The sequence below is a fragment of the Streptomyces hokutonensis genome (assembly GCF_000376565.1).
In the GTDB taxonomy this organism is placed as follows: domain Bacteria; phylum Actinomycetota; class Actinomycetes; order Streptomycetales; family Streptomycetaceae; genus Streptomyces; species Streptomyces hokutonensis.
In genome coordinates this window covers 118,235-144,659 of record NZ_BARG01000046.1, presented here as the reverse complement: position 1 = coordinate 144,659, position 26,425 = coordinate 118,235, and the positions used below count along the sequence as shown (strand labels likewise).

The 26,425-nt window shown below is 71.2% G+C and carries 30 protein-coding genes; 19 read left to right on the top strand and 11 right to left on the bottom strand.

The window, feature by feature from the left end; all coding sequences use genetic code 11:
• The first annotated feature begins 246 nt into the window (after nt 1–246).
• The 8 genes from SSP08S_RS28585 (at nt 247) to SSP08S_RS28550 (ending at nt 7,278) form a co-directional block, all read left to right on the top strand.
• Nucleotides 247–1,083: an SGNH/GDSL hydrolase family protein gene (locus tag SSP08S_RS28585; RefSeq protein WP_043259765.1), complete on the top strand. Its 837-nt coding sequence runs from the start codon at nt 247–249 to the stop codon at nt 1,081–1,083.
• 137 nt (nt 1,084–1,220) lie between these two features.
• Nucleotides 1,221–1,976, top strand: coding sequence for a HipA family kinase (locus tag SSP08S_RS28580; RefSeq protein WP_019071069.1), 756 nt, complete (start codon nt 1,221–1,223; stop codon nt 1,974–1,976).
• Nucleotides 1,973–2,389 (top strand): DUF3037 domain-containing protein, encoded by a 417-nt coding sequence (locus SSP08S_RS28575; protein WP_019071068.1) that lies wholly within the window; start codon nt 1,973–1,975, stop codon nt 2,387–2,389. The genes SSP08S_RS28580 and SSP08S_RS28575 overlap by 4 nt, the downstream gene beginning before the upstream one ends.
• Before the next feature lie 142 nt (nt 2,390–2,531).
• A complete protein-coding gene (gene fabG, locus SSP08S_RS28570) occupies nt 2,532–3,293 on the top strand; it encodes a 3-oxoacyl-ACP reductase FabG (RefSeq protein WP_019071067.1) in 762 nt (253 codons plus the stop codon).
• Between the two features lie 20 nt (nt 3,294–3,313).
• The gene (locus tag SSP08S_RS28565) at nt 3,314–4,075 is read left to right on the top strand and encodes an SDR family oxidoreductase (RefSeq protein ID WP_019071066.1); all 762 of its coding nucleotides are present in this window, start codon (nt 3,314–3,316) and stop codon (nt 4,073–4,075) included.
• 201 nt (nt 4,076–4,276) lie between these two features.
• A complete protein-coding gene (locus SSP08S_RS28560) occupies nt 4,277–5,854 on the top strand; it encodes an ABC transporter substrate-binding protein (protein ID WP_019071065.1) in 1,578 nt (525 codons plus the stop codon).
• Between the two features lie 114 nt (nt 5,855–5,968).
• A complete protein-coding gene (gene ung, locus SSP08S_RS28555) occupies nt 5,969–6,652 on the top strand; it encodes a uracil-DNA glycosylase (protein ID WP_019071064.1) in 684 nt (227 codons plus the stop codon).
• 92 nt (nt 6,653–6,744) lie between these two features.
• The gene (locus SSP08S_RS28550; RefSeq protein WP_019071063.1) at nt 6,745–7,278 is read left to right on the top strand and encodes a hypothetical protein; all 534 of its coding nucleotides are present in this window, start codon (nt 6,745–6,747) and stop codon (nt 7,276–7,278) included.
• Between the two features lie 27 nt (nt 7,279–7,305).
• Here the strand turns inward: SSP08S_RS28550 and SSP08S_RS28545 are convergent, their stop codons facing one another.
• Together SSP08S_RS28545 and SSP08S_RS28540 are read right to left on the bottom strand one after the other, a co-directional pair.
• Nucleotides 7,306–7,788: a hypothetical protein gene (locus SSP08S_RS28545; protein WP_026178901.1), complete on the bottom strand. Its 483-nt coding sequence runs from the start codon at nt 7,786–7,788 to the stop codon at nt 7,306–7,308.
• A gap of 121 nt (nt 7,789–7,909) precedes the next feature.
• A complete protein-coding gene (locus tag SSP08S_RS28540; RefSeq protein WP_019071061.1) occupies nt 7,910–8,422 on the bottom strand; it encodes a DinB family protein in 513 nt (170 codons plus the stop codon).
• A 98-nt stretch (nt 8,423–8,520) separates the two neighbouring features.
• Between SSP08S_RS28540 and SSP08S_RS28535 the strand changes: the two genes are divergently transcribed.
• The gene (locus SSP08S_RS28535) at nt 8,521–9,432 is read left to right on the top strand and encodes a Gfo/Idh/MocA family protein (RefSeq protein WP_019071060.1); all 912 of its coding nucleotides are present in this window, start codon (nt 8,521–8,523) and stop codon (nt 9,430–9,432) included.
• Here SSP08S_RS28535 and lnt read toward each other — a convergent pair.
• Complete coding sequence (gene lnt / locus SSP08S_RS28530; RefSeq protein WP_019071059.1) at nt 9,350–10,924, bottom strand: apolipoprotein N-acyltransferase; 1,575 nt, start codon at nt 10,922–10,924, stop codon at nt 9,350–9,352. The genes SSP08S_RS28535 and lnt overlap by 83 nt on opposite strands.
• 97 nt (nt 10,925–11,021) lie before the next feature.
• Nucleotides 11,022–11,513: a nuclear transport factor 2 family protein gene (locus tag SSP08S_RS28525; RefSeq protein WP_019071058.1), complete on the bottom strand. Its 492-nt coding sequence runs from the start codon at nt 11,511–11,513 to the stop codon at nt 11,022–11,024.
• Nucleotides 11,514–11,672: 159 nt separating this feature from the next.
• Here SSP08S_RS28525 and SSP08S_RS28520 point away from each other — a divergent pair, with 159 nt between their 5' ends.
• Nucleotides 11,673–12,413, top strand: a complete 741-nt coding sequence (locus SSP08S_RS28520; RefSeq protein ID WP_019071057.1) for an SDR family NAD(P)-dependent oxidoreductase — start codon at nt 11,673–11,675, stop codon at nt 12,411–12,413.
• Nucleotides 12,414–12,443: 30 nt separating this feature from the next.
• Here SSP08S_RS28520 and SSP08S_RS28515 read toward each other — a convergent pair whose 3' ends face one another.
• The 3 genes from SSP08S_RS28515 to SSP08S_RS28505 form a co-directional block, all read right to left on the bottom strand.
• Nucleotides 12,444–12,623: a hypothetical protein gene (locus tag SSP08S_RS28515; protein ID WP_026178900.1), complete on the bottom strand. Its 180-nt coding sequence runs from the start codon at nt 12,621–12,623 to the stop codon at nt 12,444–12,446.
• Nucleotides 12,624–12,712: 89 nt separating this feature from the next.
• Nucleotides 12,713–13,231 carry a DUF1877 family protein gene (locus tag SSP08S_RS28510; RefSeq protein WP_019071055.1) on the bottom strand — a complete coding sequence of 173 codons (519 nt, stop codon included), beginning with the start codon at nt 13,229–13,231 and terminating at the stop codon, nt 12,713–12,715.
• Nucleotides 13,231–13,518 carry a winged helix-turn-helix transcriptional regulator gene (locus SSP08S_RS28505; protein WP_078532551.1) on the bottom strand — a complete coding sequence of 96 codons (288 nt, stop codon included), beginning with the start codon at nt 13,516–13,518 and terminating at the stop codon, nt 13,231–13,233. The genes SSP08S_RS28510 and SSP08S_RS28505 overlap by 1 nt, the downstream gene beginning before the upstream one ends.
• 140 nt (nt 13,519–13,658) lie before the next feature.
• Between SSP08S_RS28505 and SSP08S_RS28500 the strand changes: the two genes are divergently transcribed.
• A complete protein-coding gene (locus tag SSP08S_RS28500; RefSeq protein ID WP_019071053.1) occupies nt 13,659–14,219 on the top strand; it encodes a carboxymuconolactone decarboxylase family protein in 561 nt (186 codons plus the stop codon).
• 1 nt (nt 14,220) lies between these two features.
• On the opposite strand, the gene SSP08S_RS28495 is transcribed toward SSP08S_RS28500, so the two are convergent.
• A complete protein-coding gene (locus SSP08S_RS28495) occupies nt 14,221–15,096 on the bottom strand; it encodes an undecaprenyl-diphosphate phosphatase (protein ID WP_019071052.1) in 876 nt (291 codons plus the stop codon).
• Between the two features lie 251 nt (nt 15,097–15,347).
• Between SSP08S_RS28495 and SSP08S_RS28490 the strand changes: the two genes are divergently transcribed.
• Genes SSP08S_RS28490 through SSP08S_RS28480 form a run of 3 tightly spaced genes read left to right on the top strand, consistent with a single transcriptional unit; the run spans nt 15,348 to nt 18,177 of the window.
• Entirely contained in the window at nt 15,348–16,523 is a 1,176-nt protein-coding gene (locus SSP08S_RS28490; RefSeq protein ID WP_174479417.1) for a Gfo/Idh/MocA family protein, read from the top strand.
• Entirely contained in the window at nt 16,520–17,446 is a 927-nt protein-coding gene (locus tag SSP08S_RS28485; RefSeq protein ID WP_019071050.1) for a DUF6807 domain-containing protein, read from the top strand. The genes SSP08S_RS28490 and SSP08S_RS28485 overlap by 4 nt, the downstream gene beginning before the upstream one ends.
• Entirely contained in the window at nt 17,440–18,177 is a 738-nt protein-coding gene (locus SSP08S_RS28480) for a cupin domain-containing protein (RefSeq protein WP_019071049.1), read from the top strand. Before SSP08S_RS28485 ends, SSP08S_RS28480 begins: the two co-directional genes overlap by 7 nt.
• A 13-nt stretch (nt 18,178–18,190) precedes the next feature.
• On the opposite strand, the gene SSP08S_RS28475 is transcribed toward SSP08S_RS28480, so the two are convergent.
• Nucleotides 18,191–18,679, bottom strand: a complete 489-nt coding sequence (locus SSP08S_RS28475) for a winged helix-turn-helix transcriptional regulator (protein WP_019071048.1) — start codon at nt 18,677–18,679, stop codon at nt 18,191–18,193.
• 120 nt (nt 18,680–18,799) lie between these two features.
• Here SSP08S_RS28475 and SSP08S_RS28470 point away from each other — a divergent pair, with 120 nt between their 5' ends.
• Entirely contained in the window at nt 18,800–19,969 is a 1,170-nt protein-coding gene (locus SSP08S_RS28470) for a thiolase family protein (RefSeq protein ID WP_019071047.1), read from the top strand.
• Nucleotides 19,970–19,973: 4 nt separating this feature from the next.
• On the opposite strand, the gene SSP08S_RS28465 is transcribed toward SSP08S_RS28470, so the two are convergent.
• Nucleotides 19,974–20,804: a TVP38/TMEM64 family protein gene (locus tag SSP08S_RS28465; protein WP_019071046.1), complete on the bottom strand. Its 831-nt coding sequence runs from the start codon at nt 20,802–20,804 to the stop codon at nt 19,974–19,976.
• A 50-nt stretch (nt 20,805–20,854) separates the two neighbouring features.
• On the opposite strand from SSP08S_RS28465, the gene SSP08S_RS28460 reads away from it, so the two are divergent.
• The 4 genes from SSP08S_RS28460 to SSP08S_RS28440 all read left to right on the top strand — a co-directional run bounded on the left by SSP08S_RS28460 (nt 20,855) and on the right by SSP08S_RS28440 (nt 25,116).
• The gene (locus tag SSP08S_RS28460; protein ID WP_019071045.1) at nt 20,855–21,577 is read left to right on the top strand and encodes a DNA alkylation repair protein; all 723 of its coding nucleotides are present in this window, start codon (nt 20,855–20,857) and stop codon (nt 21,575–21,577) included.
• A gap of 266 nt (nt 21,578–21,843) precedes the next feature.
• Nucleotides 21,844–23,013, top strand: coding sequence for an elongation factor Tu (gene tuf, locus SSP08S_RS28450; RefSeq protein WP_019071044.1), 1,170 nt, complete (start codon nt 21,844–21,846; stop codon nt 23,011–23,013).
• 150 nt (nt 23,014–23,163) lie between these two features.
• A complete protein-coding gene (locus tag SSP08S_RS28445; RefSeq protein ID WP_019071043.1) occupies nt 23,164–24,000 on the top strand; it encodes a patatin-like phospholipase family protein in 837 nt (278 codons plus the stop codon).
• Nucleotides 24,001–24,270: 270 nt separating this feature from the next.
• Nucleotides 24,271–25,116 carry a spermidine synthase gene (locus tag SSP08S_RS28440; protein WP_026178897.1) on the top strand — a complete coding sequence of 282 codons (846 nt, stop codon included), beginning with the start codon at nt 24,271–24,273 and terminating at the stop codon, nt 25,114–25,116.
• Here SSP08S_RS28440 and SSP08S_RS28435 read toward each other — a convergent pair.
• On the bottom strand, nt 25,078–26,385 hold the full coding sequence (locus tag SSP08S_RS28435; RefSeq protein ID WP_019071041.1) for an MFS transporter: 1,308 nt from the start codon (nt 26,383–26,385) through the stop codon (nt 25,078–25,080). The genes SSP08S_RS28440 and SSP08S_RS28435 overlap by 39 nt on opposite strands.
• Nucleotides 26,386–26,425 lie beyond the last annotated feature (40 nt).

The following is a 26,425-nucleotide window of genomic DNA, read 5'->3' as shown; positions in this document are numbered from 1 at the left end:
GGGAGGCGTAAAACCTCGCTGTCGTTTCGCTGTCGGCCCTGCATAAGGCCTGAACACGCACCCGGTGAAGCCGTGAGTGAACCTCCTTGGCGCGTGCGCCGTTTCAAGTCCCGCCAGGACAAAGCCTCCGCCGCCGACAGGCGTCGGGCGCGGGGGCCCGACGAATGGACGGACTTGAACGAGCAGAGCAAGAGATCTCCCGGCCGGCGGAACCTGCTGCGCGGTGCCGCGGTGGCGGGTTGCGCGATGGCCCTGTCCGTCGCGGGGGCGACGGCGGCGAGCGCCTCGACGCACACCGCGCGCACCGTGAACTACGTCGCGCTGGGCGACTCGTACGCCTCCGGCCCCGGCATACCGACCCAGGTCGATGCCACGTGCGCGCGGTCCGACCAGAACTATCCGTCGCTCCTCGCGGCGGCGCGGAACTGGCAGCTGACGGACGTCAGCTGTTCGGGCGCCACCACGACGGCCCTGGCCGGACCCCAGGGCACGAAGGCGCCCCAGCTGGACGCCCTCGGCGCGGACACCGACGTGGTCACTCTGACCATCGGCGGCAACGACATCGGCTTCTCCGGCAATCTGGCCACCTGCGCCGGACTGACGTCCAAGAACCCGACCGGCAACCCGTGCCAGAGCTTCTTCACGAGCGACGGCACCGACCGGCTGGCGCAGCGCGTCGACGACACCGCTCCCAAGATCGCCGCCGCCCTGGACGCCGTCCACGAGCGGGCTCCCCGGGCCAAGGTCGTGGTGGTCGGCTATCCCGACCTGTTCCCGGACGACGGAGTCGGCTGCACCAGCTCCGCCGTACCGCTCGCGGCCGGTGATTTCGCCTATCTGCGGGACACAGAGAAGAAGCTCAACGCGATGATCGAGGACCAGGCGTCGGCGCACGGGGCGTCCTACGTCGACACCTACACCCCGACGGTCGGACACGACATGTGCAAGCCGGCCGGCGAGCGCTGGATCGAACCCCTGGTCGCGGCGGCCCCGACCGCGCCCGCCCACCCCAACGCCCTGGGCCAGCAGGCCATGGCAGCCGCGGTGGAGAGCTCCGTCCACTGCGTCGCGTACCGCCGATGACCTGAGCGCGGAAGAGGGGCGCCGGCTGTCCCGGCCCTGGTGAGAGCGGGCGCCCCCCACTCCTCATAGAATGCTGACTCCGTGCCAAAGGCGCGTCCGAAGCGGTTGTGGACGGCAAGGCCAGGGAGTCTCGGAAAGTGCTCAAGGAAGTCATCGCGACCCGCTACATCACGCCCCTGCGCGAGGGCGGCTCGCTGCCGGGGCTCGTCGAGGGCGACGACTTCGCGCCGTACGTCATGAAGTTCAGCGGCGCCGGGCAGGGCCGCAAGACGCTCGTCGCCGAGGTCGTGGTGGGGGAGCTGGCCCGGCGGCTGGGCTTCCGGGTGCCACGGCTGGTGACCCTCGACCTCGACCCGGTGCTCGGGCTCGGCGAACCCGACCAGCAGGTACAGGAGTTGCTGAGGTCCAGCGGCGGCGCCAACCTCGGCATGGACTTCCTCTCCGGAGCCCTCGGCTTCGACCCGCTGGCCTTCACGGTGAGTGCCGAGGAGGCGGGCCGGATCGTCTGGTTCGACGCGCTCGTCAACAACGTCGACCGCTCCTGGCGCAACCCCAACCTGCTGATGTGGCACGGCGACCTGTGGCTCATCGACCACGGCGCCACCATGATCTGGCACCACAACTGGCCCGGCGCGGAGGCATCGGCGGCCCGCCCCTACGACGCCGCGGACCACGCCCTCGCCCGCTTCGCACCCGACCTCGCGACCGCCGCCGCCGACCTGGCACCGAAGGTCACCGGGGAACTCCTCGCCGAGGTCACCGCCGAGATCCCCGACGCCTGGCTGACCGGCGAACCCGGCTTCGACACCCCGGACCTCCTCCGTGAGGCGTACGCGGCGCCCCTCCTCGCGCGCGTGCCCTTCATCCACGAGCGCATCAAGGGACTCCAGTGACCGAGCGCCACATCATCCGGCCCAGCGAGGCCAACGAACGGGACGTCTTCGAGTACGCCCTGCTGCGCGTCGTACCGCGCGTGGAACGCGGCGAATGCATCAACGCCGGAGTCCTCGTCTACTGCCGCGCCCGGTCCTACGTCGGCGCCCGCACCCATCTGGACGAAGCAAGGTTGCTCGCCCTCGACCCGGAGGCCGATGTGGCCGGGATCAGGGCCGCGCTCGGTGCCGTGGAAGGCGTGTGCGCCGGTGGTGACGCGGCCGGTCAGGCGGCGCGGGACGATGCCGGGCGGCGGTTCCGCTGGCTGATCGCGCCCCGGTCCACCGTCGTGCAGCCCGGGCCCGTGCACACCGGTCTCACCGTCGATCCGGCGGCCGAGACGGAGCGCCTGCTCGACCTGCTGGTGAGGTAATGAATCACACCCGGCTCATGTGGCGTTGACACCGAGTGCCAGGGCTTCTAGCGTCACGTCTGCCGAAGGTACTAAGCGGTCGCTCACCGGCGGGCCGCAGATTTCCAGGGCGAGAGATTCTCAAGGGCGAGGAGAGCCAGCAATGTCCACCACTGAGCAGCGGGTCGCGATTGTCACCGGCGGGGCGCGGGGCATCGGCGCCGCCACCGCCGTACGCCTCGCGGCCGAGGGCCGTGCGGTCGCCGTGATCGACCTCGACGAGGCCGCCTGCAAGGACACCGTGGAGAAGATCACCGCGGCCGGCGGCAAGGCCCTCGCGGTCGGCGCCGACGTCTCCGACGAGGCGCAGGTCGAGGCAGCCGTCGCGCGCATCGTCGCGGAGCTGGGCGCGCCGACGATCCTGGTCAACAACGCGGGCGTGCTCCGCGACAACCTGCTCTTCAAGATGAGCGTCTCCGACTGGGACACCGTCCTGAACGTGCACCTGCGCGGCTCGTTCCTGATGACCAAGGCCGTCCAGAAGCACATGGTCGACGCGGGCTTCGGCCGGGTCGTCAACCTCTCCTCGTCCTCCGCCCTCGGCAACCGCGGCCAGGCCAACTACTCCGCCGCCAAGGCCGGTCTGCAGGGTTTCACCAAGACCCTCGCCATCGAGCTCGGCAAGTTCGGCATCACGGCCAACGCCGTCGCCCCCGGCTTCATCGCCACCGACATGACCGCCGCGACCGCCGCCCGCGTCGGCATGGGCTTCGAGGACTTCAAGGCCGCCGCCGCCACTCAGATCCCGGTGCAGCGCGTCGGCGAGCCCGACGACATCGCCAACGCCGTCGCCTTCTTCACCAACGAGGCGGCCGGCTTCGTCTCCGGCCAGGTCCTGTACGTCGCCGGCGGACCGCTCAACTAGGGAACACGGGAACACGCGAAATGACTGAACTGCCTGAACTCTCCGGCAAGGTCGCCGTCATCACCGGCGCCAGCCGCGGCATCGGCTACGGCGTCGCCGAGGCGCTGCTCGCCCGCGGCGACCGGGTCTGCATCACCGGCCGCAACGAGGACGCCCTCAAGGAGGCCGTCGAGGCGCTCGGCGCCGACCGCGTCATCGGCGTGGCCGGCAAGGCCCACGACGAGGCCCACCAGGCCGTCGTGGTCGAGCGCACGATGGAGGCCTTCGGCCGCGTCGACTATCTGGTCAACAACGCCGGTACGAACCCGGTGTTCGGCCCGATCGCCGACCTCGACCTGAACGTCGCCCGCAAGGTCTTCGAGACCAACGTCATCTCCGCGCTCGGCTTCGCCCAGAAGACCTGGCACGCCTGGCAGAAGGAGCACGGCGGCGCCATCGTCAACATCGCCTCCCTCGCCGGGATCTCCGCCTCGCCGTTCATCGGCGCGTACGGCGTCAGCAAGGCCGCGATGGTCAACCTGACGCTCCAGCTGGCGCACGAGTTCGCGCCCGGCGTACGGGTCAACTCCATCGCCCCGGCGGTGGTGAAGACCAAGTTCGCCGCCGCCCTGTACGAGGGCCGTGAGGCGGAGGCCGCCGCCTCCTACCCGCTGGCCCGGCTCGGTGTGCCGTCCGACATCGGCGGCGCCGCCGCGTTCCTGACGTCGGACCAGTCCGAGTGGATCACCGGCCAGACGCTCGTCGTCGACGGCGGCATCCTCCTGAACGCCGGAGTGGCCTGACCCGACGACCCGGGCGCCGGTTTCTTTGCTGTTCCCTTGACGGAACCGGCGCCCGTGTCGAGGTACGAAAACGCGCACAGCGGACTGACAACGTCGTCATAAAACCGCTGATCAAGTGCCCCGTCCGAACCTTGCTCAACCGGCCGGGGCACTGCGGTATGGTCTGCCGACCCTTGGTATGGCGGATCGAGGAGCGTGCGCGTGTTCAACCGGAACCGAGGCCTGCGGAGAGCCGCGGCGATGACGTCGATATCCCTGGTGGCCGGATGCGGGGTGTTCTCGGACGGAAATCCGGACGGCGGGGGACCCATCGTCGTCGGCACCACCAGCGCCCCCAGCACGCTCGACCCGGCCGCCTCCTGGGACGGTTCGTGGGAACTCTTCCGCAACATCTACCAGACGCTCCTCGCCTACCCGACCGGCGCGACCACACCCGAGCCGGACGCCGCCAAGAGCTGCGGTTTCACGGACGGTTCGAACACGACGTACCGCTGCGAACTGCGCGCGGGCATGAAGTTCGCCGACGGGGACACCCTCGACGCCCAGGCCGTCAAGCACTCCATCGACCGCATCAGGCAGATCAACGCGCCGAGCGGTCCGGCGGGCCTGCTGGGCAGCCTCGACCGCGTCCAGGCCACCGGTGACCGCGAGGTCCTCTTCCACCTCAACAAGCCCGACGCCACCTTCCCGTTCGTGCTCGCCACCCCGGCCATGTCGATCGTCGACCCCGACGACTACCCCGCGCACTCCCTCCGCAAGGACGACAAGGTCTTCGGCTCCGGGCCGTACACCCTGAAGTCCTACGACGACGGCAAGGAGGCCCAACTCGTCCGCAACGACCGCTACAAGGGCTTCGCCAAGCGGGAGAACAGCGCGGTGACGATCCGCTACTTCCAGGACTCGGGCACCATGGTCAAGGCGCTGCGGGACCAGAAGATCGACGTCACCTACCGCGGCCTCGCCGCCGACGACATCGTCACCCTCCAGGGGAGCCGCTCCAAGGACCTGCAACTGGTCGACGGCGCCGGCACCGACATCAACTACCTGGTGTTCAACCCCAAGGACCGCTGGGCCCGGAACCCCGCCGTCCGCAAGGCCGTCGCCCAGGTCGTCGACCGCGGGGCGATCACCCACAAGATCTACCGCGACACCGTGGACCCCCTCTACTCCATGGTCCCGAAGGGCCTCACCGGCCACACCACCGCCTTCTTCGACGACTTCGGAGACCCCAGCGTCCCCAAGGCACGGAAAATCCTCACCCGCGCGGGCATCACCGACCCCGTCCCGCTCACCCTCTGGTACACCAGCGACCGCTACGGCTCCGAGACCGCCCTGGAGTTCAAGGAACTCAAGCGCCAGCTCGACGCCTCCGGGCTCTTCACCATCACCCTGAAGAGCCGCCCCTGGAAGACCTATGTGACGGGCTACCAGAAGGGCGAGTACCCGGTGTTCGGGCGCGGCTGGTTCCCGGACTTCCCCGACGCCGAGAACTTCATCGCGCCCTTCGTGGGACAGCAGAACGCGCTCGGCACGCCCTACCCCTCGCCGAAGATCACCGACGTACTGCTGCCCGAGTCCCGCAAGGAGACCGACCGGGCCGACGTGGTCAAGGAGTTCGAGGAGGCGCAGCAGATCCTGGTGGACGACACCCGGCTGCTGCCGCTGTGGCAGGGCCGGCAGTACGTGGCCGCCAGCGACGACATCTCCGGCGGGGAACAGGCCCTCGACCCGTCGACGATCATGATGATGTGGCAGCTGTACCGCAAGACGAGCTGGTGAACCGGATCGCGGCACCGGTTGTCAGTGGTCGCCTGTAGGTTCTGGGACATGGAGGCGACCGCACTCGCGCGGTCGCTCCGCATCGCAGTCGCCGCACACGGTAAGGAAGTTGACGTGACCGACATCTCCATGCTCCCCGAGTCCTGGCGCGGAGTCCTGGGCGACGAGCTTCAGCAGCCCTACTTCAAGGAGCTGACCGAGTTCGTCGAGGAGGAGCGGGCGAAGGGGCCGGTCTACCCGCCGCGCGAGGAGGTCTTCGCCGCCCTGGAGGCGACTCCGTACGACCAGGTGAAGGTGCTGGTCCTCGGTCAGGACCCGTACCACGGCGAGGGCCAGGGACACGGCCTGTGCTTCTCGGTCCGCCCCGGAGTGAAGACCCCGCCCTCCCTGCGGAACATCTACAAGGAGATGAAGGAGGAGCTGGACCTCCCGATCCCGGACAACGGCTATCTGATGCCGTGGGCCCAGCAGGGCGTCCTGCTGCTCAACGCGGTGCTCACGGTCCGCTCCGGCGAGGCCAACTCCCACAAGGGCAAGGGCTGGGAGAAGTTCACCGACGCGGTGATCCGCGCGGTGGCCGACCGCCCCGACCCCGCGGTCTTCGTCCTGTGGGGCAACTACGCGCAGAAGAAGCTCCCCCTGATCGACGAGGAGCGGCACGTGGTGGTCAAGGGCGCGCACCCCTCCCCGCTGTCCGCCAAGAAGTTCTTCGGCTCCCGCCCGTTCACCCAGATCGACGAGGCCGTGGCCAAGCAGGGCCACACCGCCATCGACTGGCGCATCCCGAACCTGGGCTGACCCCACCGGGCCGTTCGGGGGCCGCCTGACGGGGATTGCCAGTGGCGCCGGTTAGCGTCGACGAGGACAGCCGACGAGGTGCGGAGGACGCGGTGGCGGAGCGACAGGACCAGGCGGCGCCGGACGCCCTGCTGACGCGGATCGGACAGGTCGTCATGCTGCACCACGGCGGCGACCGCGAGGAGGCCAGGGAGCGGCTGCTCGGCCTGTGGGCGGAGCTCGGTGAGGACGGCGACCCGCTGCACCGCTGCACGCTGGCCCACTACCTGGCCGACACCCAGGACGACCCGAGCGACGAACTCGCCTGGGATCTCAGGGCGTTGTCGGCGGCGGACGAGCTGACGGACGGGCGGTGGGCGGGGGACACCGGCCAGGAGGGGGCGGGCGCGGTGCGCGGCTTCTACCCCTCCCTGCATCTCAACCTCGCCGCCGACTACATCAAGCTCGACCGCCCGGACGCCGCCCGCACCCACCTCCGCCGCGCCCGCGCCGCCTGCGCGGTCCTCGCGGACGACGGCTACGGCAACGGGGTGCGGGCCGCGATCGGCCGGCTGGAGCTGCGGCTCGACACGGAGGGCGGCGCGGCCGGGGAAGGGAACTGGGGGCCGCCGAGACAGCGGCCCTAGAGTCCGGCCGATCCGTTCCCGTCGGCCTCAACGCCCGTACGTCTGACCGCAGATGATCGACTGCGGACTGTCCGACTGCCAGCCGCCGTACTTCCTGCCCAGGGCGCACACGTCCGACTGGCTCTTGGGCACCGACTTGACCACGTCCGGGATGTCCGCGCTCGGCTGCCGGGAATGGCGTGGCTTGGTGTGCGGGTGGGGACGGGGGTGCGGGTGTGCGCGGGGGACCGGTACCGGTGCCTGCGCCGCCCGCGGGGGCGGAGCCGGTGCGTCGTGCGGCGGATGAGTGGCCGGTTTCGGACGGTGCGAGGGGTCGATGAGTTCGAGCGCCTCCCGGGCCGGAGCCTGCACGACTTGCGGCTCCGCGCTGCCGTCCGGGCGCGGCACCGACGCTTGGGACGGTGCGGCCGGGGGAGCGGGAGCCGGTGGCCGCTGGACGGTCACACAGCCGGACAGGGCCGAGACAGCCACGGTGACCAGGAGCGTTGCGGTGGTCGTCGTTCGATGCACCCGCGCAACTCTGCTGGTTCCGGCCCGGTTTGGGACAGCGGACGGGCGGATGATGCCCCACACGGGTGATCTCCGCCCCCTTACGGACGGCCCGCGCCCGCCCCGGGTGACGTGACGCCGGTCAGTCGCCGGTGCTGCCGTCGATCCGCTCCCGGAGCAGATCGGCGTGACCGTTGTGCCGCGCGTACTCCTCGATCATGTGGGTGTAGATCCAGCGCAGGTTGAAGCGCTCGCCGGTGCGCCGGTGCTTGCCGAGGGAGTGGTCGTCGAGGGCGAACCGGGCCGCGATCGCGTCCGCCGCCGCGATCTCGGCCCGCCAGGTCGCGTGGGCCTCCGCCCAGGTGTCCGTCCCGGAGGTGTGGAAATCGCCGTCCGGGTCCTCTTCGGTGTAGTAGATCGGATCCGCCTGCTCGTCGGCCATGACCTTGCGGAACCAGCCCCGCTCCACCTCCGCCATGTGCCGCACCAGGCCCATGAGCGACAGCGTGGAGGGCTCCACGGACGTGGCCCTCAGCTGTTCGTCGGTCAGGCCCTTGCATTTCCAGGCGAGGGTGTTCCGGTGGTAGTTCAGCCAGCCCTCCAGCATGGTTCGTTCGTCGGCGGTGGTCGAAGGTTCACTGCGCTCGATCGTCATGCCCGCATCCTCGCGCGCCCGGTCCGCCCGCACCACCGGATATCGCCCCGCCGTATGCTTCCGGGAACGTACCGCTGGGCGAGCGCCAGGGAGGCTCCGTGAAGGTCGGCTGCATCGGACTCGGTGACATCGCGCAGAAGGCCTACCTGCCGGTTCTCGGTGCCCTGCCCGGCGTCGAACTGCATCTGGAGACCCGCACCCCCGCCACGCTCACCCGCGTCGCCGACAGCCTTCACCTGCCGGCGGACCGGCGCCACACGGACCTCGACGCACTCCTCGCACAGGACCTCGACGCCGCGTTCGTGCACGCGCCCACCACCGCGCACCCCGAGATCGTCACCAGGCTCCTGGCGGCGGGCGTACCGACGTACGTCGACAAGCCGCTCGCCTACCAACTCGCCGACTCCGAGCGCCTGGTGCGGCTCGCGGAGGAGCGGAACGTGTCGCTCGCGGTCGGCTTCAACCGCCGCTACGCCCCCGGGTACGCGCAGTGCGCCGACCATCCGCGCGAACTGATCCTCATGCAGAAGAACCGGATCGGGCTCCCGGAGGAGCCCCGCGCGATGATCCTGGACGACTTCATCCACATCGTGGACACCCTGCGGTTCCTGGTGCCCGGGCCGGTCGACGACGTGACGGTGCGCGCCCGCACCCAGGGCGGACTGCTGCACCACCTCGTGCTCCAGCTCTCCGGCGACGGCTTCACCGCGCTCGGGGTGATGAACCGGCTCAGCGGCTCGGTGGAGGAGATCCTGGAGGTCTCGGGCCAGGACACCAAGCGCCAGGTCGTCAACCTCGCCGAGGTCGTCGACCACAAGGGCCAGCCGACCGTACGGCGCCGCGGGGACTGGGTCCCGGTGGCCAGGCAGCGCGGCATCGAGCAGGCCGTACTCGCCTTCCTGGACGCCGTACGGGCCGGGAAGGTGCTCAGCGCCCGGGACGCGCTGGCGACTCATGAGCTGTGCGAGCGGGTGGTACGAGCGGTCGTGGAGCGGTCCGCCGCAGCCTGAACGCCGTCGCGCCCTCACCGGCGCACATGGCCGCGAGCACCAGCAGGGCCAGGCCCACCGGCCAGGCGCCGTAGCGGACGTACGGCGTGATGCCGTGGGCGAGCGGGACGTCGTAGACCTGAGTCGTGTCCGAGTCCGTGCCGAGCCAGGGGCCGATCCGTTCGCCGCTCGGGCCGTAGACGGCGGAGACGCCGGTCAGGGTGGCGTGGACCATCGGGCGGCCGGTCTCGGCGGCGCGCAGGGCGCCGAGCGTGGCGTGCTGTTCGGGGGCCCAGCTGCTCTGGAACGAGGACGTCGACGACTGGGCGAGGAGGACGTCGGCGCCGTCCTGGGCGAGATGGCGGCTCATGTCGGGGAACGCGGTCTCGAAGCAGATCAGCGGGCCGATGCGCAGCCCGTGCCCCACGTTCATGACGACCTGCTCGGTGCCGTGCCTGCGGTCGACACCCGCCGCCTTGCCGACGGAGGTGGCCCAGCCGAGCAGCGAGCGGAACGGGATGTACTCCCCGAAGGGGACCAGCCGCATCTTGTCGTAGCGATCTCCGGTGAGCCCTTTCGGGCCGACCAGGACCGAGCTCTTGTAGATGCCGGGCTTGTCGGAGCGCTCGGCGTCCACATTGACCAGGATGTCGGCGCCGGTCTCCTTGGAGAGAGCGGCGATACGGCGGGCGAGATCGGGCCGCTTGCCGAGGTCGAAGCCGACGCTGCTCTCGCCCCAGGCGATCAGGTCGACGTGCTGACCGGCGAGTTGGCGGGTCAGCTGCTCCTCGCGGTCGAAGCGCCGCTCGCCGCTCGCGTCGCCGTCGATGATCCCGGGCTGTACGACGGCGATCCGCACCCGGCCGTCGATGTCGGGGCGCGGCGACCACACCCAGGCCGCCGAGGTCACCGCGGCGGTGGCGACGAGCCCGGCGACCGCCGGAACCCGCACCTCGCGGACCGCGACCAGCACGGCGACCGCCACATTCACGGCCACCACCAGGAAGCTCAGCAGCCACACCCCGCCGACCGAGGCGAGCCGCAACGCCGGTTCCACCTGCCACTGGGTGGAGCCGAGCAGACCCCAGGGGCCGCCCAACCCCTGCCAGGACCGCACCAGTTCGACCATCAGCCAGCCCGAGGGCAGGACCAGCAGCGCGGCGGCGCCCCGCCGAGGCGTCGGCACGCCGCCCAGGAAGCGGCGCACCAGCCAGCCCCACGGTGCCCACAGCACGCCCAGCAGCCCCGCGATGACCACGATGAACACGCTCAGGCTCGGCACCAGCCAGCTGTGCACGGCCAGCATGAACCCGAGCCCGCCGAACCAGCCGTCGTAGACCGCCCGGCGTGGGGTCGGTGCCGAGCGGGTCAGCAGGATCCAGGGGACCAGCGCGACGTAGGCGAACCACCACCACGACGGCGCAGGGAACGCGAACACGGGCAGCGCTCCCGCGAGCGCTGCGAGCAGCGAACGCCGCCATGGGGAGGCGAGCCAGTCGCCGAAGGTCTTCATACGGCACCTCCCTACCCGCTGATCGCTCCAGTGTGCGCGCCACGGACGATCTCGCACAGAGGACGTCGCGCCAGTCACCTCGATCGACCCCATCGACTCAGTTGATCACGGCCTCCGGGCGCCGCTCGGGAAGGCGCCGCCACTTCTCCGCCACGACGACCTCGGTCAGCCGCCAGCCGTCGTACGTCCGCAACAGCCCGAACTGATAGCGCCCGCCGCACACGAAGTCCGGCGCGGTGGACGTGTCGTCGGCGTCCTCCTTGGCGAAGCGCATCGGATTCACGTAGTCGGCCTGGACGCGCGCGGTGTCGTCGGTGTTCTGGTCCAGGGCGCCGAAACGGATGCGCCGGTTCACGATCAGATGCTGCCGCATCGGGAACAGCCGCATGCTCTCGGCGAGCCACCCGGCGATCTCCTCCGCGTTCCCCTCGATGCCTCCGGCGGACCGGTAGTCGGCCCGTCCGTTCGGCGCGAACAGTTTCCGGTACGCCTCCCAGTCGCCGTCGTCCACCGCCACCGCGTACTCGGTGATCAGTTCGTCCACGGCCAGCCGGTCCATCACGATCGCCAGTTCCACACGCTGCGTCATCGGCCAAGTGTTGGTCACTCCGTGTGCCGAGCCAAGGGGTACGGGGGGACAACGTGGGGAACATTCGGTGGTGTTCGGACAGGCGTGCGCTTTCGAGGGCGAGCGCGGTCGGCTTCTCCCATGCAGGGAAGCTTGAGGGGAAGCCTGGAGGGGGTATGCGTGAAGCGTCTCGTCACGGTCGTCACGGGAGGCAGCCGGGGGATCGGCGCCGCGACCTGTCTGCGGCTCGCGGAGGACGGACACGACGTGGTCGTGGGATACCTCCGGGACGCGAAGGCGGCCGAGCAAGTGGCGGACAGGGCAAGGCAGTCCGGGGTACGGGCCGTGTGCGTCGGCGCGGACACCTCCGTGGAGGCGGACGTGGAGCGGCTGTTCACCTCGGCGGAGCGACAACTCGGGCCGGTCACCGGGCTGGTGAACAACGCCGGGGTGACCGGACCGTTCGGCCGGCTCGCAGACGTCGACACCGCGGACCTGCGCCGGGTCGTCGAGGTCAACCTGCTGGGCACACTGCTGTGTTCACGCCGCGCCGCGCAGACCATGACGGCCCGGGGCAACGGCGTGATCGTGAACGTGTCGTCGTCCGCCGCCACGCTCGGCAGCCCCGGGGACTACGTCCACTACGCCGCGACGAAGGCCGCCGTCGACACCCTCACCCTGGGCCTGGCCAAGGAACTCGGCCCCGACGGCATCCGCGTCAACGCGGTCGCGCCCGGCATCGTCGACACCGAGATCCACGCGAGAATGGGCGACCCGGACCGCGCGCAACGCGTGTCTGCGTCGATTCCGCTGCGCCGCCCCGGGCAGCCAGAGGAGATCGCCGCGGCCATCGCCTGGCTGATGTCACCGGACGCGTCGTACACGACGGGTACGGTGCTGCGGGTGTCGGGCGGACGGTGAGGTTCGCGATCGGGTGTGGCCGCCCACCGCTCAGGCGGCCTCGATGACCTCGTCGCGTATCGCCGCGGCCCACTCGACCACCAACAGCTCGTATTCCTCCCGCTCTTGAGTGGAGAGCGATCCGCCCGCGCGCAGCCAGAGAGCCCGGATCTGCTCGTTCACCTCGTAAGCAGACCGCACGGAACCAGGGGTCACGGAATCGGGGGACATGCGCAACAGCCTAGGGGCAAGGACTGACACTGCGCTACCGGACGGCTACTCAGACCGTATGGGGTTGGTCACGGGCGCGGTGCGGGCGTTCAGTCGACCCAGGTGACGACGCACTGCGCGTGGTGTGCGGCAGCTCGGTAGAACTCCCGCATGGCGACGAAGTGTTCGGTCAGATGGCCCCGCACGTCGCCGTCGAACCCGGCACCGAACCCGCAGGCGGTGGCCGCCTCTTCGGTTGACGTCGGCAACTCCGAGAGGAGGTCGTCGAGTCGGACGCGGTCCAGCGCGGCGGCGATGTCGGTGACGGCGGTCGGGGTGAGCAGGCGGGGCGGGTGGCCGAAACCGTCGTAGATCTTCTCGTGGTTCAGGAAATCCACATCCCCGTCGGGGTCGCCCGTGACGGCGCGGTCGAGCAGCGCGATCACCTGCGGGTCGGCGCCGGTCGAGCGGCAGTAATGGATGAGGCCCCATATCGCCCAGTCCGTGTCGAGCAGGCAGGCGTCCGGCGGGTCCCAGCCCGGAGACGCGTCGGACGCGGCGAGCGCCGAAGCGCGGCAGCGGTCGAGGTACTCGGACGTCACACGGGCGAACTGCTGGGTCAGCGGCATTAGTCGGCCCTCTCTCGCCGCTCGGCCCACACCCGCGACCAGTCCAGCAACGGCGCCATCGCCGTCACCAGGTCCGTGCCGAGCGGGGTCAACTGCCAGGCCCCGTCGGGCGTCTGTTCCGCGATGTCCGCCTCGCGCAGCTCCGTGAGGCGGGTGGAGAGGACGCTGGAGGACATGTCGTCGCAGCGGCGGCGCAGTTCGCGGAAGCCGATCGGGGTGCCCTGCCGGTGGAGTTCCCAGATCACGCGGAGGGTCCAGCGGCGGCCGAGGAGATCGAGCGCGGCCATGACGGGACGCCCGGTGTCCGACCCGCGCACGGGGCGACCAGGCAGCGGAGTCGGTTCCAACAGGACCTCCCCGTACGACTCGTGGCGATCTCCCGACTCACTCTTGCGCTTCGATTTCAGAAGCGCAAGAGTCGGTGGACATGAAGCAGCGCATCGAAGGAGTCACCCCGCCCTACACCCCCGACACCGACCGCGCCCTGCGCCGCTGGATGCCGCCCGGTGTCGCCCACGAACCCCTCATGCTCTTCAAGGTCCTCGAACGTCACCCCGAACTCGCCTCCCGCATGCGGGCGTTGGGCGCCGGACTCCTCGTCCACGGCCGTCTGGGCACCGCCGACCGCGAACTCGTGATCGCCCGCGTCTGTGCCCGCGCCGGCTGCGCCTACGAGTGGGGCGTCCACGTGGCGGCGTACGCCGAAGCCGCCCAACTCACCCCGGAACAGGTCGCGTTGACCGCGACCGGCACCCCGGACGAGCCGGCCTGGTCGCCACGGCAGTCCGCGCTGCTCCTGGCCGTCGACGAACTCGACGCCGGCGCACGGCTGAGCGATCCCGTCTGGTCCGGCCTGCGGGAGCACCTCGACGAGCCCGAGGCGCTCGAACTCCTCGTACTGGCCGGGTGGTACCGCACGATCGCCTACGTCGCGAACGGCGTCGGGATCGCCCCCGAGCCCTGGGCCCTCGCCCTGCCCGAGGGGTAGTTCAGCCCGCCGACTCCGCCGCGTGCGGGCTCAGCGCGCCCGCCGTGACCAGCGCGATGATGACGATGCCGAGGGCGATGCGGTACCAGACGAACGGCATGAAGCTCTTGTGCGAGATGAACTTCATGAACCAGGCGATGACCGCGTATCCGACCGCGAACGCGATCACCGTCGCGAACATCGTCGGCCCCCACGCGATGTGTCCCTCCTCGGCCGCGTCCTTCAACTCGAAGGCGCCCGAGGCCAGTACGGCCGGCATGGCGAGGAGGAAGGAGTAACGGGCCGCCGCCTCACGGGTGTAGCCCATGAACAGGCCGCCGCTGATGGTCGCGCCCGAGCGGGAGACGCCGGGGACCAGCGCCATCGCCTGGCAGAGGCCGTACAACAGGCCGTCCTTGGCGTTCAGGTCCACCAGTGTCTTGCGCTGCTTGGGTGCCCGGTGCCGGCCACCCGTCTCGTCGCGGGCCGCGAGGCGGTCGGCGACGCCGATGACGATGCCCACCACGATGAGCATGGTCGCGGTGATCCGCAGATCCCGGAACGGCCCCTCGATCTGGTCCTTGAGCGTGACCCCGAGCACGCCGATCGGAATGGAGCCGACGATCACCAGCCAGCCCATCTGGGCGTCGTGGTCGCGCCGCATCTCCTTGTTCGTGAGCGACCGGAACCACGCGGCGAGAATCCGCCCCACATCCTGGCGGAAGTAGATCAGCACCGCCGCCTCCGTACCGAGCTGGGTGATCGCCGTGAAGGCCGCACCCGGGTCCTTCCAGCCGGAGAAGGCCGCCGTCAGCCGGAGATGCGCGCTGGACGACACGGGCAGGAACTCGGTCAGCCCCTGGACGAGTCCGAGGACGAGGGATTCAAACCAAGACATGGAGTTACGGCGTCCAAGTGCTGCTCGCGGAGGAGTAAAGGACACACCAAAACGCCGCGCACGGTGATCGAGTGTGTGTGAGGGGCAGCGTAGCGTCCCGGTGTGACAGGCCGGACACGGGGGTTTCGCGGGCGGTCGGGCGACTCCGGGTGTGCGGTGTTGACCAGGCGCGGGGGCGGCGCATACGTTGCAGCGGAGGAAAGCGCTTGCTGGACGCGCTCGCTGTCTCCGGAGGAGTGCTGATCACGCCCATGTCCACACCCGCCACCAACCCCGGGGCGTTCCAGCCCTTGCCGCCGCTGACCGGCCGACGCATCAGGGCAGCCGTGGTCGGCGCCGGTGCCATCGGCCGCGGCTCCCATTTCCCCGCGCTCGCCCGGCTCGCCGAGGCGGGCGAGACCGAGGTCGTCGCGGCCGTTGACATCGATGCCACCGCGGTCGAGTCCTTCTGCGCCGAGGCCGGGATCCCGCACGCCTACACCGACCTGGAGCAGATGCTCCGGGAACAGCGGCCCGATCTCGTGACCATCTGCACCCCGCCCACCCTGCACCGCGCGCAGACCGTCGCCGCGCTGCGGGCCGGCGCCTGGGTGTGGTGCGAGAAGCCGCCGGTGCCCACGCTGGCCGACTTCGACGCCGTGGAGGACGAGGAAGGGAAGGACGGGGGGCCGTACGCCTCGATCGTCTTCCAGCACCGCTTCGGCTCGGGCACCCGGCATGTGCGCAGGCTGCTCGCCGAGCAGGCCATGGGGCGGCCGCTCGTGGCGCACTGCCAGACCACCTGGTACCGCGACACCGCCTACTACGCGGTGCCCTGGCGCGGACGCTGGGCGACCGAGGGCGGCGGTCCCGCCATGGGACACGGCATCCACCAGATGGACCTGCTGCTCGATCTGCTCGGGCCGTGGAGCGAGGTCAAGGCCATGGCCGGGCGGCTGGTCCACGACGTGGAGACCGAGGACGTCTCGACCGCCCTGGTCCGCTTCGCGAACGGCGCGATGGCGACCGTCGTCAACAGCGTCCTGAGCCCCGACGAGGTCAGCCGCATCCGCATCGACTGCGAGCGCGCCACCGTCGAACTCACCCACCTCTACGGCCACAGCAACGACAACTGGCGCATCACCCCCGCCCCGGACGTCTCGGGCGACGAGGCCGCCGCCTGGCAGAACTTCGGTCCCGACGTACCGAGTTCGCACCTGGAGCAGCTGCGGGAACTCGTCGTCAGCATGCGGGCCGGCGAACGGCCGCGCAGCAGCGGCACCGACGGGCGCACCAGCCTGGAGCTGATCACCGCGCTGTACAAGTCGGCGTTCACGGACACGACCGTACGGGCCGGCGAGATCGGCCCCGGTGACCCCTATTACACGGCGCTGCACGGCGGCGCCCCCGGCTGGGCGCCCGTGGCGCGCGAGGAGGTGTCGGCATGACCGGCCTGCGTATCGTCCACGCCCACGGCGACCGCATCACGGTCACCGAACCGGCCACCGGCGTCGAGCTGTTCAGCTACGTCTACCGGCCCGAGGCGGCCTGGGAGGCGCCGAAGCCGTACCTCCACCCGATCCGGACCCTGGCCGGCGACATCGTCACGGACTACCGGCCCAACGACCACCGCTGGCACAAGGGCCTGCAGTTCACCGCCTCGCATCTCTCGGGCCAGAACCTGTGGGGCGGCAACACATACGTCCACGGCGAGGGGTATCTCGAACTACCGGAGCGGGTCGGCTCGATGGCCCACGTCGCCTTCGACGAGATCGACGCCGACGAGGACCGTCTGGTCATCGCCGAACGGCTCACCTGGCACCCGTACAGCGGCGAGCTCTGGGCCGACGAACAGCGCCGGATCGAGGTGCACGACGTCGACACGGAGTCGGGCTCCTGGGCGCTGACCTGGACGAGCGCCGTGACCAACCGCCGCGACGAGCCGCTGCTGTTCGGCAGCCCGACCACCCACGGACGCGAGGCGGCCGGCTACACGGGCCTGTTCTGGCGCGGCCCGCGCGCCTTCCGCGACGGCCGCATCATCGGCCCCGACGGCGAGGGCCCCGGGCTGATGGGCTCCCAGGGCCCCTGGCTCGCCGTCTCCGGAGAGCACGACGGCACCGACGGCCACGCGACGATCGTCTTCGCGCACGCCCCTGAGAACGATCACACCGGCGCCGAGGGCACTCACCCCGACCACTGGTTCGTACGCAACGAGCCGTTCGCGGGAATCGCCCCCTCCTACGCCTTCTACGACGAGCTGGTGCTCGATCCCGGCGACACGCTCACCCGGCGCTACCGGGTCGTCGTCGCCGACGGTGCATGGGAACGGGAGGAGATCGCCAAGTACCTGGAGGCGCGGCCGTGGTGAGCGCGCAGGGTTTCGGCGGACTGCCGGGCGGGGTCGCCGTCTCGCACCTGTCCGTCTACGACTGGCCGGCCGAGGTCGACGGCGGGGTGTGCGGCGGAACTCCCCATATGCACCTGACCTGTTCGGAGGGGTACGTCGTCACCGGCGGGCGGGGTGCGGTGCAGACGCTCACGGCGACCGGGTACGAGGTCACACCGCTCGCGGCCGGAACGGTCGCCTGGTTCACGCCCGGGACCATCCACCGGCTCGTCAACGAGGGCGAGCTGCGCATCACCGTCCTCATGCAGAACAGCGGGCTCCCCGAGGCGGGCGACGCGGTGCTCACCCTGCCCCCGCAGTACCTCACCGACCCGGAGACGTACGCCGCCGTCACCGTCATCCCGGCCGACGCGCCCGAGGCCGAACAGGAACGGGTCGCCCGGGCCCGCCGCGACCTCGCCCTGGAGGGCTACGAGGCGCTGCGCTCCGCCGACGGACCGGAAGCGCTTGCTGCGTTCCACCGGGCCGCCGCCGCGCTGGTACGGCCCCGGCTCGTGGAGTGGCGCGAGCGCTGGGAGCGTGGTGCGCGGGCCGCCGCCGCGGCCACGGGGGAGCAGCTCGACCGGCTCGACCGGGGCGACGTCTCCCACCTCGCCGACGCCGCCGTACGGGCCGAACAGCCTTCGGCGTACGGGAAGTTCGGGATGTGCGGGCGGTTGGACGTCTACGACGTCTACAAGGGAACCGTCTGAGGCCGAGCGGTTTCTACGCCGCTGCCGGGCCCGTCACGGTCCAGCCCGGCGCCTGCGGGTGGGCCGTCAGGTCCTCGTGGCGGACCGGGGCTCCGCAGGCCGTGCAGGTGACGGTCGGGACCAGTTCGTTGCCGCAGCTGTGCTCGACCACCATGGGGCGGTCGTCGTCTTTTCTCAGATGACGGTCGCCCCATGCCATGAGGGTCATCAGGACCGGCTCCAGTTCGAGGCCCGCCTCGGTGGGCCGGTACTCGAAGCGCTGCGGGTGTTCGCTGTACGTCCGCCGGGTGAGGATCCCGGCGTCGACGAGGCGGCGCAGCCGGGTGGCCAGGACGTCGCGCGGGGCACCGATGTTGCGGACCAGCTGGTCGAAGCGGCGATTGCCCAGGCACACCTCCCGCAGGACGAGCAGGGAGTACTTCTCGCCGACGAGCGCGAGGGCGTCGGCGATCGAGCAGGGGCGCGGGTCTTTGGGGCCGGGCTTGTCTTTGGGAGGGGCCATGGCGTCCAGTCTAGGGGAGGGTTTGATTTTCCAACTGACCGCGTTATGGTGAGTTTGGATTTCCTACTCACTGGTAGTTCTGGTCGCTCTTTCTGGCTGGTCATCCTGGAGGCCCGCATCATGCGTGACGCAGTGATCGTCGAAGCCGTACGCACCCCCGTGGGCAAGGGCAAGCCGAACGGCTCCCTCGCCCAGGTCCACCCCGTCGAACTCCTCTCGCACACCCTGCGCACCCTCGTCGAGCGCACCGGGATCGACCCGGCCCTCATCGACGACGTCATCGGCGGCACGGTCACCCAGGTCGGTGAGCAGTCCGTCAACATCACCCGGCAGGCCGTGCTGTCGGCGGGCTTCCCGGAGTCGGTGCCCGCGACCACGGTGGACCGCCAGTGCGGTTCCTCCCAGCAGGCCGTGCACTTCGCGGCGCAGGGCGTGCTCTCGGGGGCGTACGACCTGGTCGTGGCCTGCGGAGTGGAGTCCATGGGGCGGGTGCCGATGGGGTCGGCCGTGCTGCCCGGCACGGACCCCTTCGGTCCCGGAGTCGCCGCACGCTACCCGGAGGGTCTGGTCCCGCAGGGCATCAGCGCCGAACTCATCGCCGCCAAGTGGTCGATGACCCGCGACCAGTTGGACGAGTTCGCCCTCTCCTCGCACCACAAGGCGGCCGCCGCCTGGGACGCGGGCCTGTTCGACGCCCAGGTGACACCCCTGGCGGGCGCCACGCGCGACGAGTGCGTACGGCCCGGGAGCACCGCCGAGGTCCTGGGCGGCCTCAAGCCCGCCTTCTACGACCCGAGTTGGGCCGAGCGGTTCCCGGGGATCGAGTGGAACATCACCGCCGGCAACTCCAGCCCGATCAACGACGGGGCCTCCGCCGTCCTGATCACGTCCAGCGAGACCGCGGCGCGGCTCGGGCTGCGCCCGCTCGCCCGGCTGCACAGCTTCGCGGTGACCGGCTCCGACCCGCTGCTCATGCTCACCGGTGTCATACCGGCCACCGAGAAGGTGCTGCGCAGGGCCTCGCTCACCCTCGACGACATCGACCTGTTCGAGGTCAACGAGGCGTTCTCCAGCGTCGTTCTGGCCTGGCAGCAGGAGACGGGCGCGGATCTCGCCAAGGTCAACGTGCACGGCGGGGCCATCGCGATCGGCCACCCGCTCGGCGCGAGCGGCACCCGGCTGACGACCACGCTCGTGCACGCGATGCGGGACCGGGGAGCGCGCTACGGGCTGCAGACGATGTGCGAGGCCGGGGGCCTCGCCAACGCGATGATCATTGAGGCGGTCTGACGCGTCACTGGGGGCGCAGGTGGTGGCGCTTGCGCCAGGCCACCACCGCGCCGCCGAGGGCCGGGAGGGCGATACAGGCCATGGCGATCAGGAAGGCCGGAGACGTGGGGCTGGAGGCCCGGGCGCCGGCGACGACGTACGCGGCCGTGTTCGGCAGCGACCCGAGCGCGGTCGCGATCAGGAACGGCATCCAGCGCATGCGGGAGACGGCGGCGCAGTAGTTCACGCCCCAGAACGGCAGTCCCGGGAACAGCCGGGCCGCCATCATCGAACGGAAGCCGTGCTTGCTGAGCTGCCCGTCCGCCGCCTTGAGCCATCGGCCCCGCAGCAGCGGGCGCAGCGCGTCCTGGCCCAGCACGCGGCCGAGACCGAACGAGATCCCGGCCCCGAGCACCGTGCCCGCCAGCGCCGACGCGGTGCCCACCTGGGAGCCGAACAGCGCGCCCGCCGCGAGGTTGAGCAGCGGACGTGGTACGAACGCCACGCTGCACAGGCCGTAGGCCGCGGCGAACACCAACGCCGCCATGGCGCCGGTGAGTTGGGGCGGCCAGCCGTCGGAGAGGAGTCTCTGCGGGTGGAAGAGCAGCACGGTCGAAGCCGCCCCGGCGAGCAGGACGAGGAGCAGCGACAGCCGGGACCACGGTGAGAGCAGGGCTCTCGTGCAGCGCGCGGCGAAGCCGGTCGGGACGACGGGCAGCACGGGCGCGACGGCGACGACGGAGGGGGCCGTGGGGACGGTCACGACTGCGGCGAGCTCCGTGGCGGTGATCTGGGCTGGGGCCTGGGGAGTGGCCGTGGCGGTGCCCCCAGAGCGGGTGGTGGCATCGGCGAGCATGTCGGCGACCCTAACCGACCTGTGTATGTGATCGCCGTATGGTTCGTCTCATGAGCGTCACAGGTGCGGGCACCGTGGAGGTGCCGGGCAGTGTTCTCGCCGACACCGTGCTGGAGCGGCTCACCGCCACGTACGCCGCCGCGGCCGACCCGGAACGGGCCGTACCGATGCGGGCCTACATGAAGGACATCGCGCCCTTCCTCGGTCTGACCACGCCCGTACGCAGGGCTTTGTCCCGCACGGTCCTGGAGGGCACGCCCCGCCCCGACGAGACCGACTGCACCGCGATCGCCCTGCGCTGCTGGGAACTGCCCGAGCGCGAGTACCAGTACTTCGCGGTGGACTATCTGCGCAGCCATGTGAGGCACTGCACGTCCGGCTTCCTGCCCGTCGCCCGGCATCTCGTCTCCACGGTCCCCTGGTGGGACACCGTCGACGCACTCGCCTCCCACGTAGTGGGAGGCCTGGTCGCCGCCGATCCGAAGCTGACGGCCGACATGGACGCGTGGATCGTCGACGACGACCTGTGGGTCGCCCGTACGGCCCTGCTCCACCAGCTGCGCTACAAGGAACGCACCGACACCGAACGCCTCTTCGCGTACTGCCTGCGCCAGTCCGGGCACCCCGACTTCTTCATCCGCAAGGCGATCGGCTGGTGCCTGCGCGAGTACGCGAAGACGGACCCGGAGGCGGTGCGGGGCTTCCTGGCCCGGGAGAAGGGGCGGTTCGCGCCGCTGTCGGTGCGCGAGGCCCTGAAGAACATCGGGGCATGAAGTCCCTTCTGAAGTCCGGCTGCTGATAAATCGTTCGACGTGGGGCAAAGCGTCGGCAATGATCGGCGTCATGTTCCGGTACGCCTTCCACCTCGCAGCATCCGCGGTCGCGGATGCCCCGAAGGCTGCCGTTCCCGCACTCGTCGCCACAGTCGACGGCGCCCGAAGCTGACCCTCTCCGGATCGTCCGGCGGACCCCGCAGGGGGAGGGTCGGCGAGTCCTCGGGGTCCCCGCAATCCACTTCACCAGGCTTCGAGGTACCGCCATGTCCAAGACGGCATACGTCCGCACGAAACCGCATCTGAACATCGGCACGATGGGCCATGTCGACCACGGCAAGACCACCCTGACCGCCGCCATCACCAAGGTCCTCGCCGAGCGCGGCGCGTCCACCTTCGTCCCGTTCGACCGCATCGACCGGGCGCCGGAGGAGGCCGCGCGCGGCATCACCATCAACATCGCGCACGTCGAGTACGAGACCGACACCCGGCACTACGCGCACGTGGACATGCCCGGCCACGCCGACTACGTCAAGAACATGGTCACCGGGGCCGCGCAGCTCGACGGGGCGATCCTCGTCGTCTCCGCGCTCGACGGGATCATGCCGCAGACCGCCGAGCACGTGCTGCTCGCCCGGCAGGTGGGCGTCGACCACATCGTGGTCGCGCTCAACAAGGCCGACGCGGGTGACGAGGAGCTCACCGACCTCGTGGAGCTGGAGGTCCGGGAACTGCTCACCGCGAACGGCTACGGCGGCGACTCCGTACCCGTCGTACGGGTGTCCGGCCTCAAGGCCCTTGAGGGGGACCCCCGTTGGACGGCGTCGATCGACGCGCTGCTCGACGCCGTGGACACCTATGTGCCCATGCCCGAGCGGTATTTGGACGCGCCGTTCCTGCTGCCGGTCGAGAACGTGCTCACCATCACCGGGCGCGGGACAGTCGTCACGGGCGCGATCGAGCGCGGCACGGTCCGGGTGGGCGACCGGATCGAAGTGCTCGGGGCCGCCGTCGAGACGGTGGTCACGGGCCTGGAGACCTTCGGCAAGCCCATGGAGGAGGCGCAGGCCGGGGACAGCGTGGCGCTGCTGCTGCGCGGGGTGCCGCGCGACGCGGTCCGTCGCGGGCACATCGTCGCGGCGCCCGGCAGCGTCGTGCCCAGCCGTCGCTTCTCGGCGCAGGTGTACGTCCTGTCGGCCCGCGAGGGCGGCCGGACGACCGCGGTGTCGACCGGCTACCGGCCGCAGTTCTACATCCGCACCGCGGACGTGGTCGGCGACATCGACCTCGGCGAGACGGCGGTCGCGCGGCCCGGGGACACCGTCACGATGTCGGTCGAGCTGGGCCGTGAGGTCCCGTTGGAGCCGGGGCTCGGCTTCGCGATCCGCGAGGGCGGCCGGACGGTCGGCGCGGGCACGGTGACGGAGGTCGGCTGAAGGAGCGAGGTGCCCGTCCCTGCGGGGGCGGGCACCTTCGCGCGTCCGAGGCGGGGTGGTCCCGCCCGGCCCGCAGCGGTCATTGTCAGTGCCGTGCGCAAGACTTGATCGCGGAAGCAGTCGTGGCGAGCGACGGAGAGGCGGGGCACCATGGCGGGCAAGGCACTTGTGCTGGGCGGCGGGGGCATCAGCGGTATCGGCTGGATGGCCGGGATGCTGTACGGGCTGGGTGAGGCGGGCGTGGATCTCGGCGACGCCGATGTCGTGATCGGTACGTCGGCGGGTTCGAGCGTCGGCGCGCAGCTGCTGGCGGGCACAATCAAGGAACTCTACGAGCGCCAACTCACGCCCCCCGAGGGCGAGATCCCGAGCCGACTCGGCGTCGGCCTGCTGTTCCGCTACGTGGCGGCGGCCCTGACCTCGCGCACTCCCGAGGCGTACGGCCGGCGGATCGGCCGTATGGCACTCGCCGCCAAGACGCCCGACGTGGCGGCCCGGCGGGCGGCGATAGAGAGCCGACTCGTCTCGCCGGAGTGGCCCGACCGCGCCCTGCGCCTCACCGCGGTGGACACCGCGACCGGGGAGCTGCGGGTCTTCGACAAGGACAGTGGGCCCACCCTCGCCGACGCGGTCGCCGCGAGCTGCGCGGTTCCCGGCGTGTGGCCTCCGGTCCCCATCGAGGGCCGGGTCTGGATGGACGGCGGTATCCACTCGTCCGCCAACGCCCATCTCGCCGAGGGGTACGACCGGGTCGTCGTCCTCGCCCCGATGGCTGTGGGCGGCGGCCCTCTCGCCTCGGCCGCGGACCAGACGCGGCGGCTCGTGGAACAGGGGGCCCGCGCGGTCGCCGTCCATCCGTCCCCGGAGGCGAAGAAGGCGTACGGCCGCAACCCGCTCGACCCGGCGGTACGCGCGCCGGCCGCCCGCGCGGGACGGCAACAGGCGGCGGCGCACGCGGCGGAGGTGGGGAAGGTGTGGGGGGTCTGACGGACCGACGGGACACGACCCACGGGCTCCAGTGCCGGAGGGAGTGCCGCCGGACGGGCTCGCGCCCTCGCGCCCCGGCGCCCTCACGCGCCCGTGCTCGCGTGTCGCGGGTCCGGCACGACCGGCAACTCCACAGCGCGACCGCACGGACACGCGCTCGGGCGACCTCGCGGGCCGGGCCGCTCCGACTCACGTGCTCACGCCCCACGCCCGAGCCCGCACAAAGCCGCACGACCCCGCCGCCTCCCGTCACCCCGGCACAATGGACCCGTGAACGAGCCGATACCCGTGACCCGGGACGTTGATCACGGGACCGCCAAGCTGATGCCCGATGTGGATCGGGCACGGGCCTGGCTGCTGACCGTCGACGGGGCGCCGCAGTCGTATGTGGACCTGGACGCGCCGACGCATCTGGAGTTCGAGTACGCGCGGCGGCTGGGGCATGTGCTGGACACCGTCGCCGAGGCGGGGCGTCCGCTGGACGTGGTGCATCTGGGGGGTGGGGCGCTCACGTTGCCCCGGTATCTCGCGGCGACCCGGCCCGGTTCGCGGCAGGACGTCGTGGAGGCGGACCTGGGGTTGCTGGAGCTGGTCGCCGAGCATCTGCCGGTGCCGGACGGTGCCGGTGTCACCGTGCACGGCGCCGACGCCAGGGCGTGGCTGGAGGCGGCGCCGGACGGTTCGGCGGACGTGGTCGTCGCGGACGTCTTCGGCGGGACGCGGGTTCCGGCGCACCTGACCTCCGTGGCGTACGCCCGCGAGGCCGAGCGTGTGCTGCGGGCCGACGGGTACTACCTCGCCAACCTCGCGGACTCCGCCCCCTTCGCGTTCCTGCGCGCCCAACTCGCCACGTTCGGCGCGGTGTTCGGGGAACTGGCGCTGATCGCGGAACCGGGTGTGCTGCGCGGACGCCGGTTCGGCAACGCGGTGCTCGTCGCCGCCCACCGACCCGTCGACACGGTGGCCCTGACCCGGCTCGTGGCCTCGGACGCCTTCCCGGCGCGGCTCGAACACGGGCTCGCGGTACGGGACTTCATCGGCGGCGCGCGACCCGTCCGGGACGAGGACGCCGTACCGTCACCCGAGCCCCCCGACGGAGCGTTCGGGATCGGCTGAGCCGTTCGCGGCCTCCGGTTCGCCGTGGGCGGGCGATCCGGTGCGCCGCCGGAGATTCCGTACCTCCGGCACGCACAGTGCTCCCGCCGTGACCAGGGTGACCAGGGCCGCGCACCCCCACAGGGCCGCCGTCCGGCCGAAGGCCGACTCCGCGGGGCCCGCCGCCGCGGCGGCGACCGGCATCAGCGCGATCGAGCCGAGCCAGTCGTACGCCGCTATCCGGGAGAGTTTCTCCTCGGGGATCTCCTGGTGCAGTGCCGTCATCCACGACACCCCGAACACCTCGACGGTGGCTCCGGCGACGAACATCACCACGCACAGGACACCGACCGGCACCGGTACCGCCAGCGCGGCGGACGGGAGGGCCAGGGGGAAGATGCAGAGCATGCCCGCGAGGAGCAGCCTGCGGGGTTTCCAGCGGGTCATCAGCAGGGCGCCGCCGACCGTGCCCGCGCCGAACGCGGCCAGGGCCAGGCCCCAGGGACCCGCGCCGCCGAGGCTGTCCCGTGCGACGAGCGGGCCGTAGACGCCGTCGGCCGCGCCGACCACCGCGTTGGCGACGGAGAACGCCACGACGATGGACCACAGCCAGGGCCGGCCGATGAACTCCCGCCAGCCGTCCCGGAGATCGGCCAGCATCCCGCCGCCCGGCGCGCGCGGCGGGATGTGGCTCACGTCGAGGAAGGAACGCAGCGCCCCGGCGACCGCGAACATCGCCGCGTCGATCGCGAGCACCCAGCCGGGGCCGACCACCGCGACCAGCGCGCCGCCGAGGGCCGCGCCGCCCAGGGACGCGCCCTGCATCGCCATCCGGAACACCGCGAACGCCCGGCCCGCCTGCTCCCCGCTCACCGTGGACATCAGCATGCCCTCGGCCGCCGGACCGAAGAACGCGTGCCCGGTCCCGCCGAGCGCGGCCAGCAGCATCATCTGCCACAGCCGGGGCTCACCGGCGAGGACCAGCACCGCGAAGGCCGCCTGCGACACACAGCTGAGGGCGTTGGCCGCGACCATCACCCGGTGCCGGGGCACCCGGTCCGCCAGCGCACCGCTGACCAGCAGGAACACCACCAGCGGCAGTGTGCGCGAGGCGGCCACCAGCCCCACGTCACCGCTGTCGCCACCCGCGTCCAGCACCGCGAACGCGGCGGCGATCAGCGCACCGCTGCCGCCGAGACCGGTCGCCACCGCGGCGGTGGTCAGCAGGGTGTAGTTGCGGCCCGCCCACTCGGGACGGCGCGGGTGACGGAGGGCGGCGGTGGCGTTCACCGGCCGACTATCGCCGCCCCGACCTGTCCCTGCCAAACAG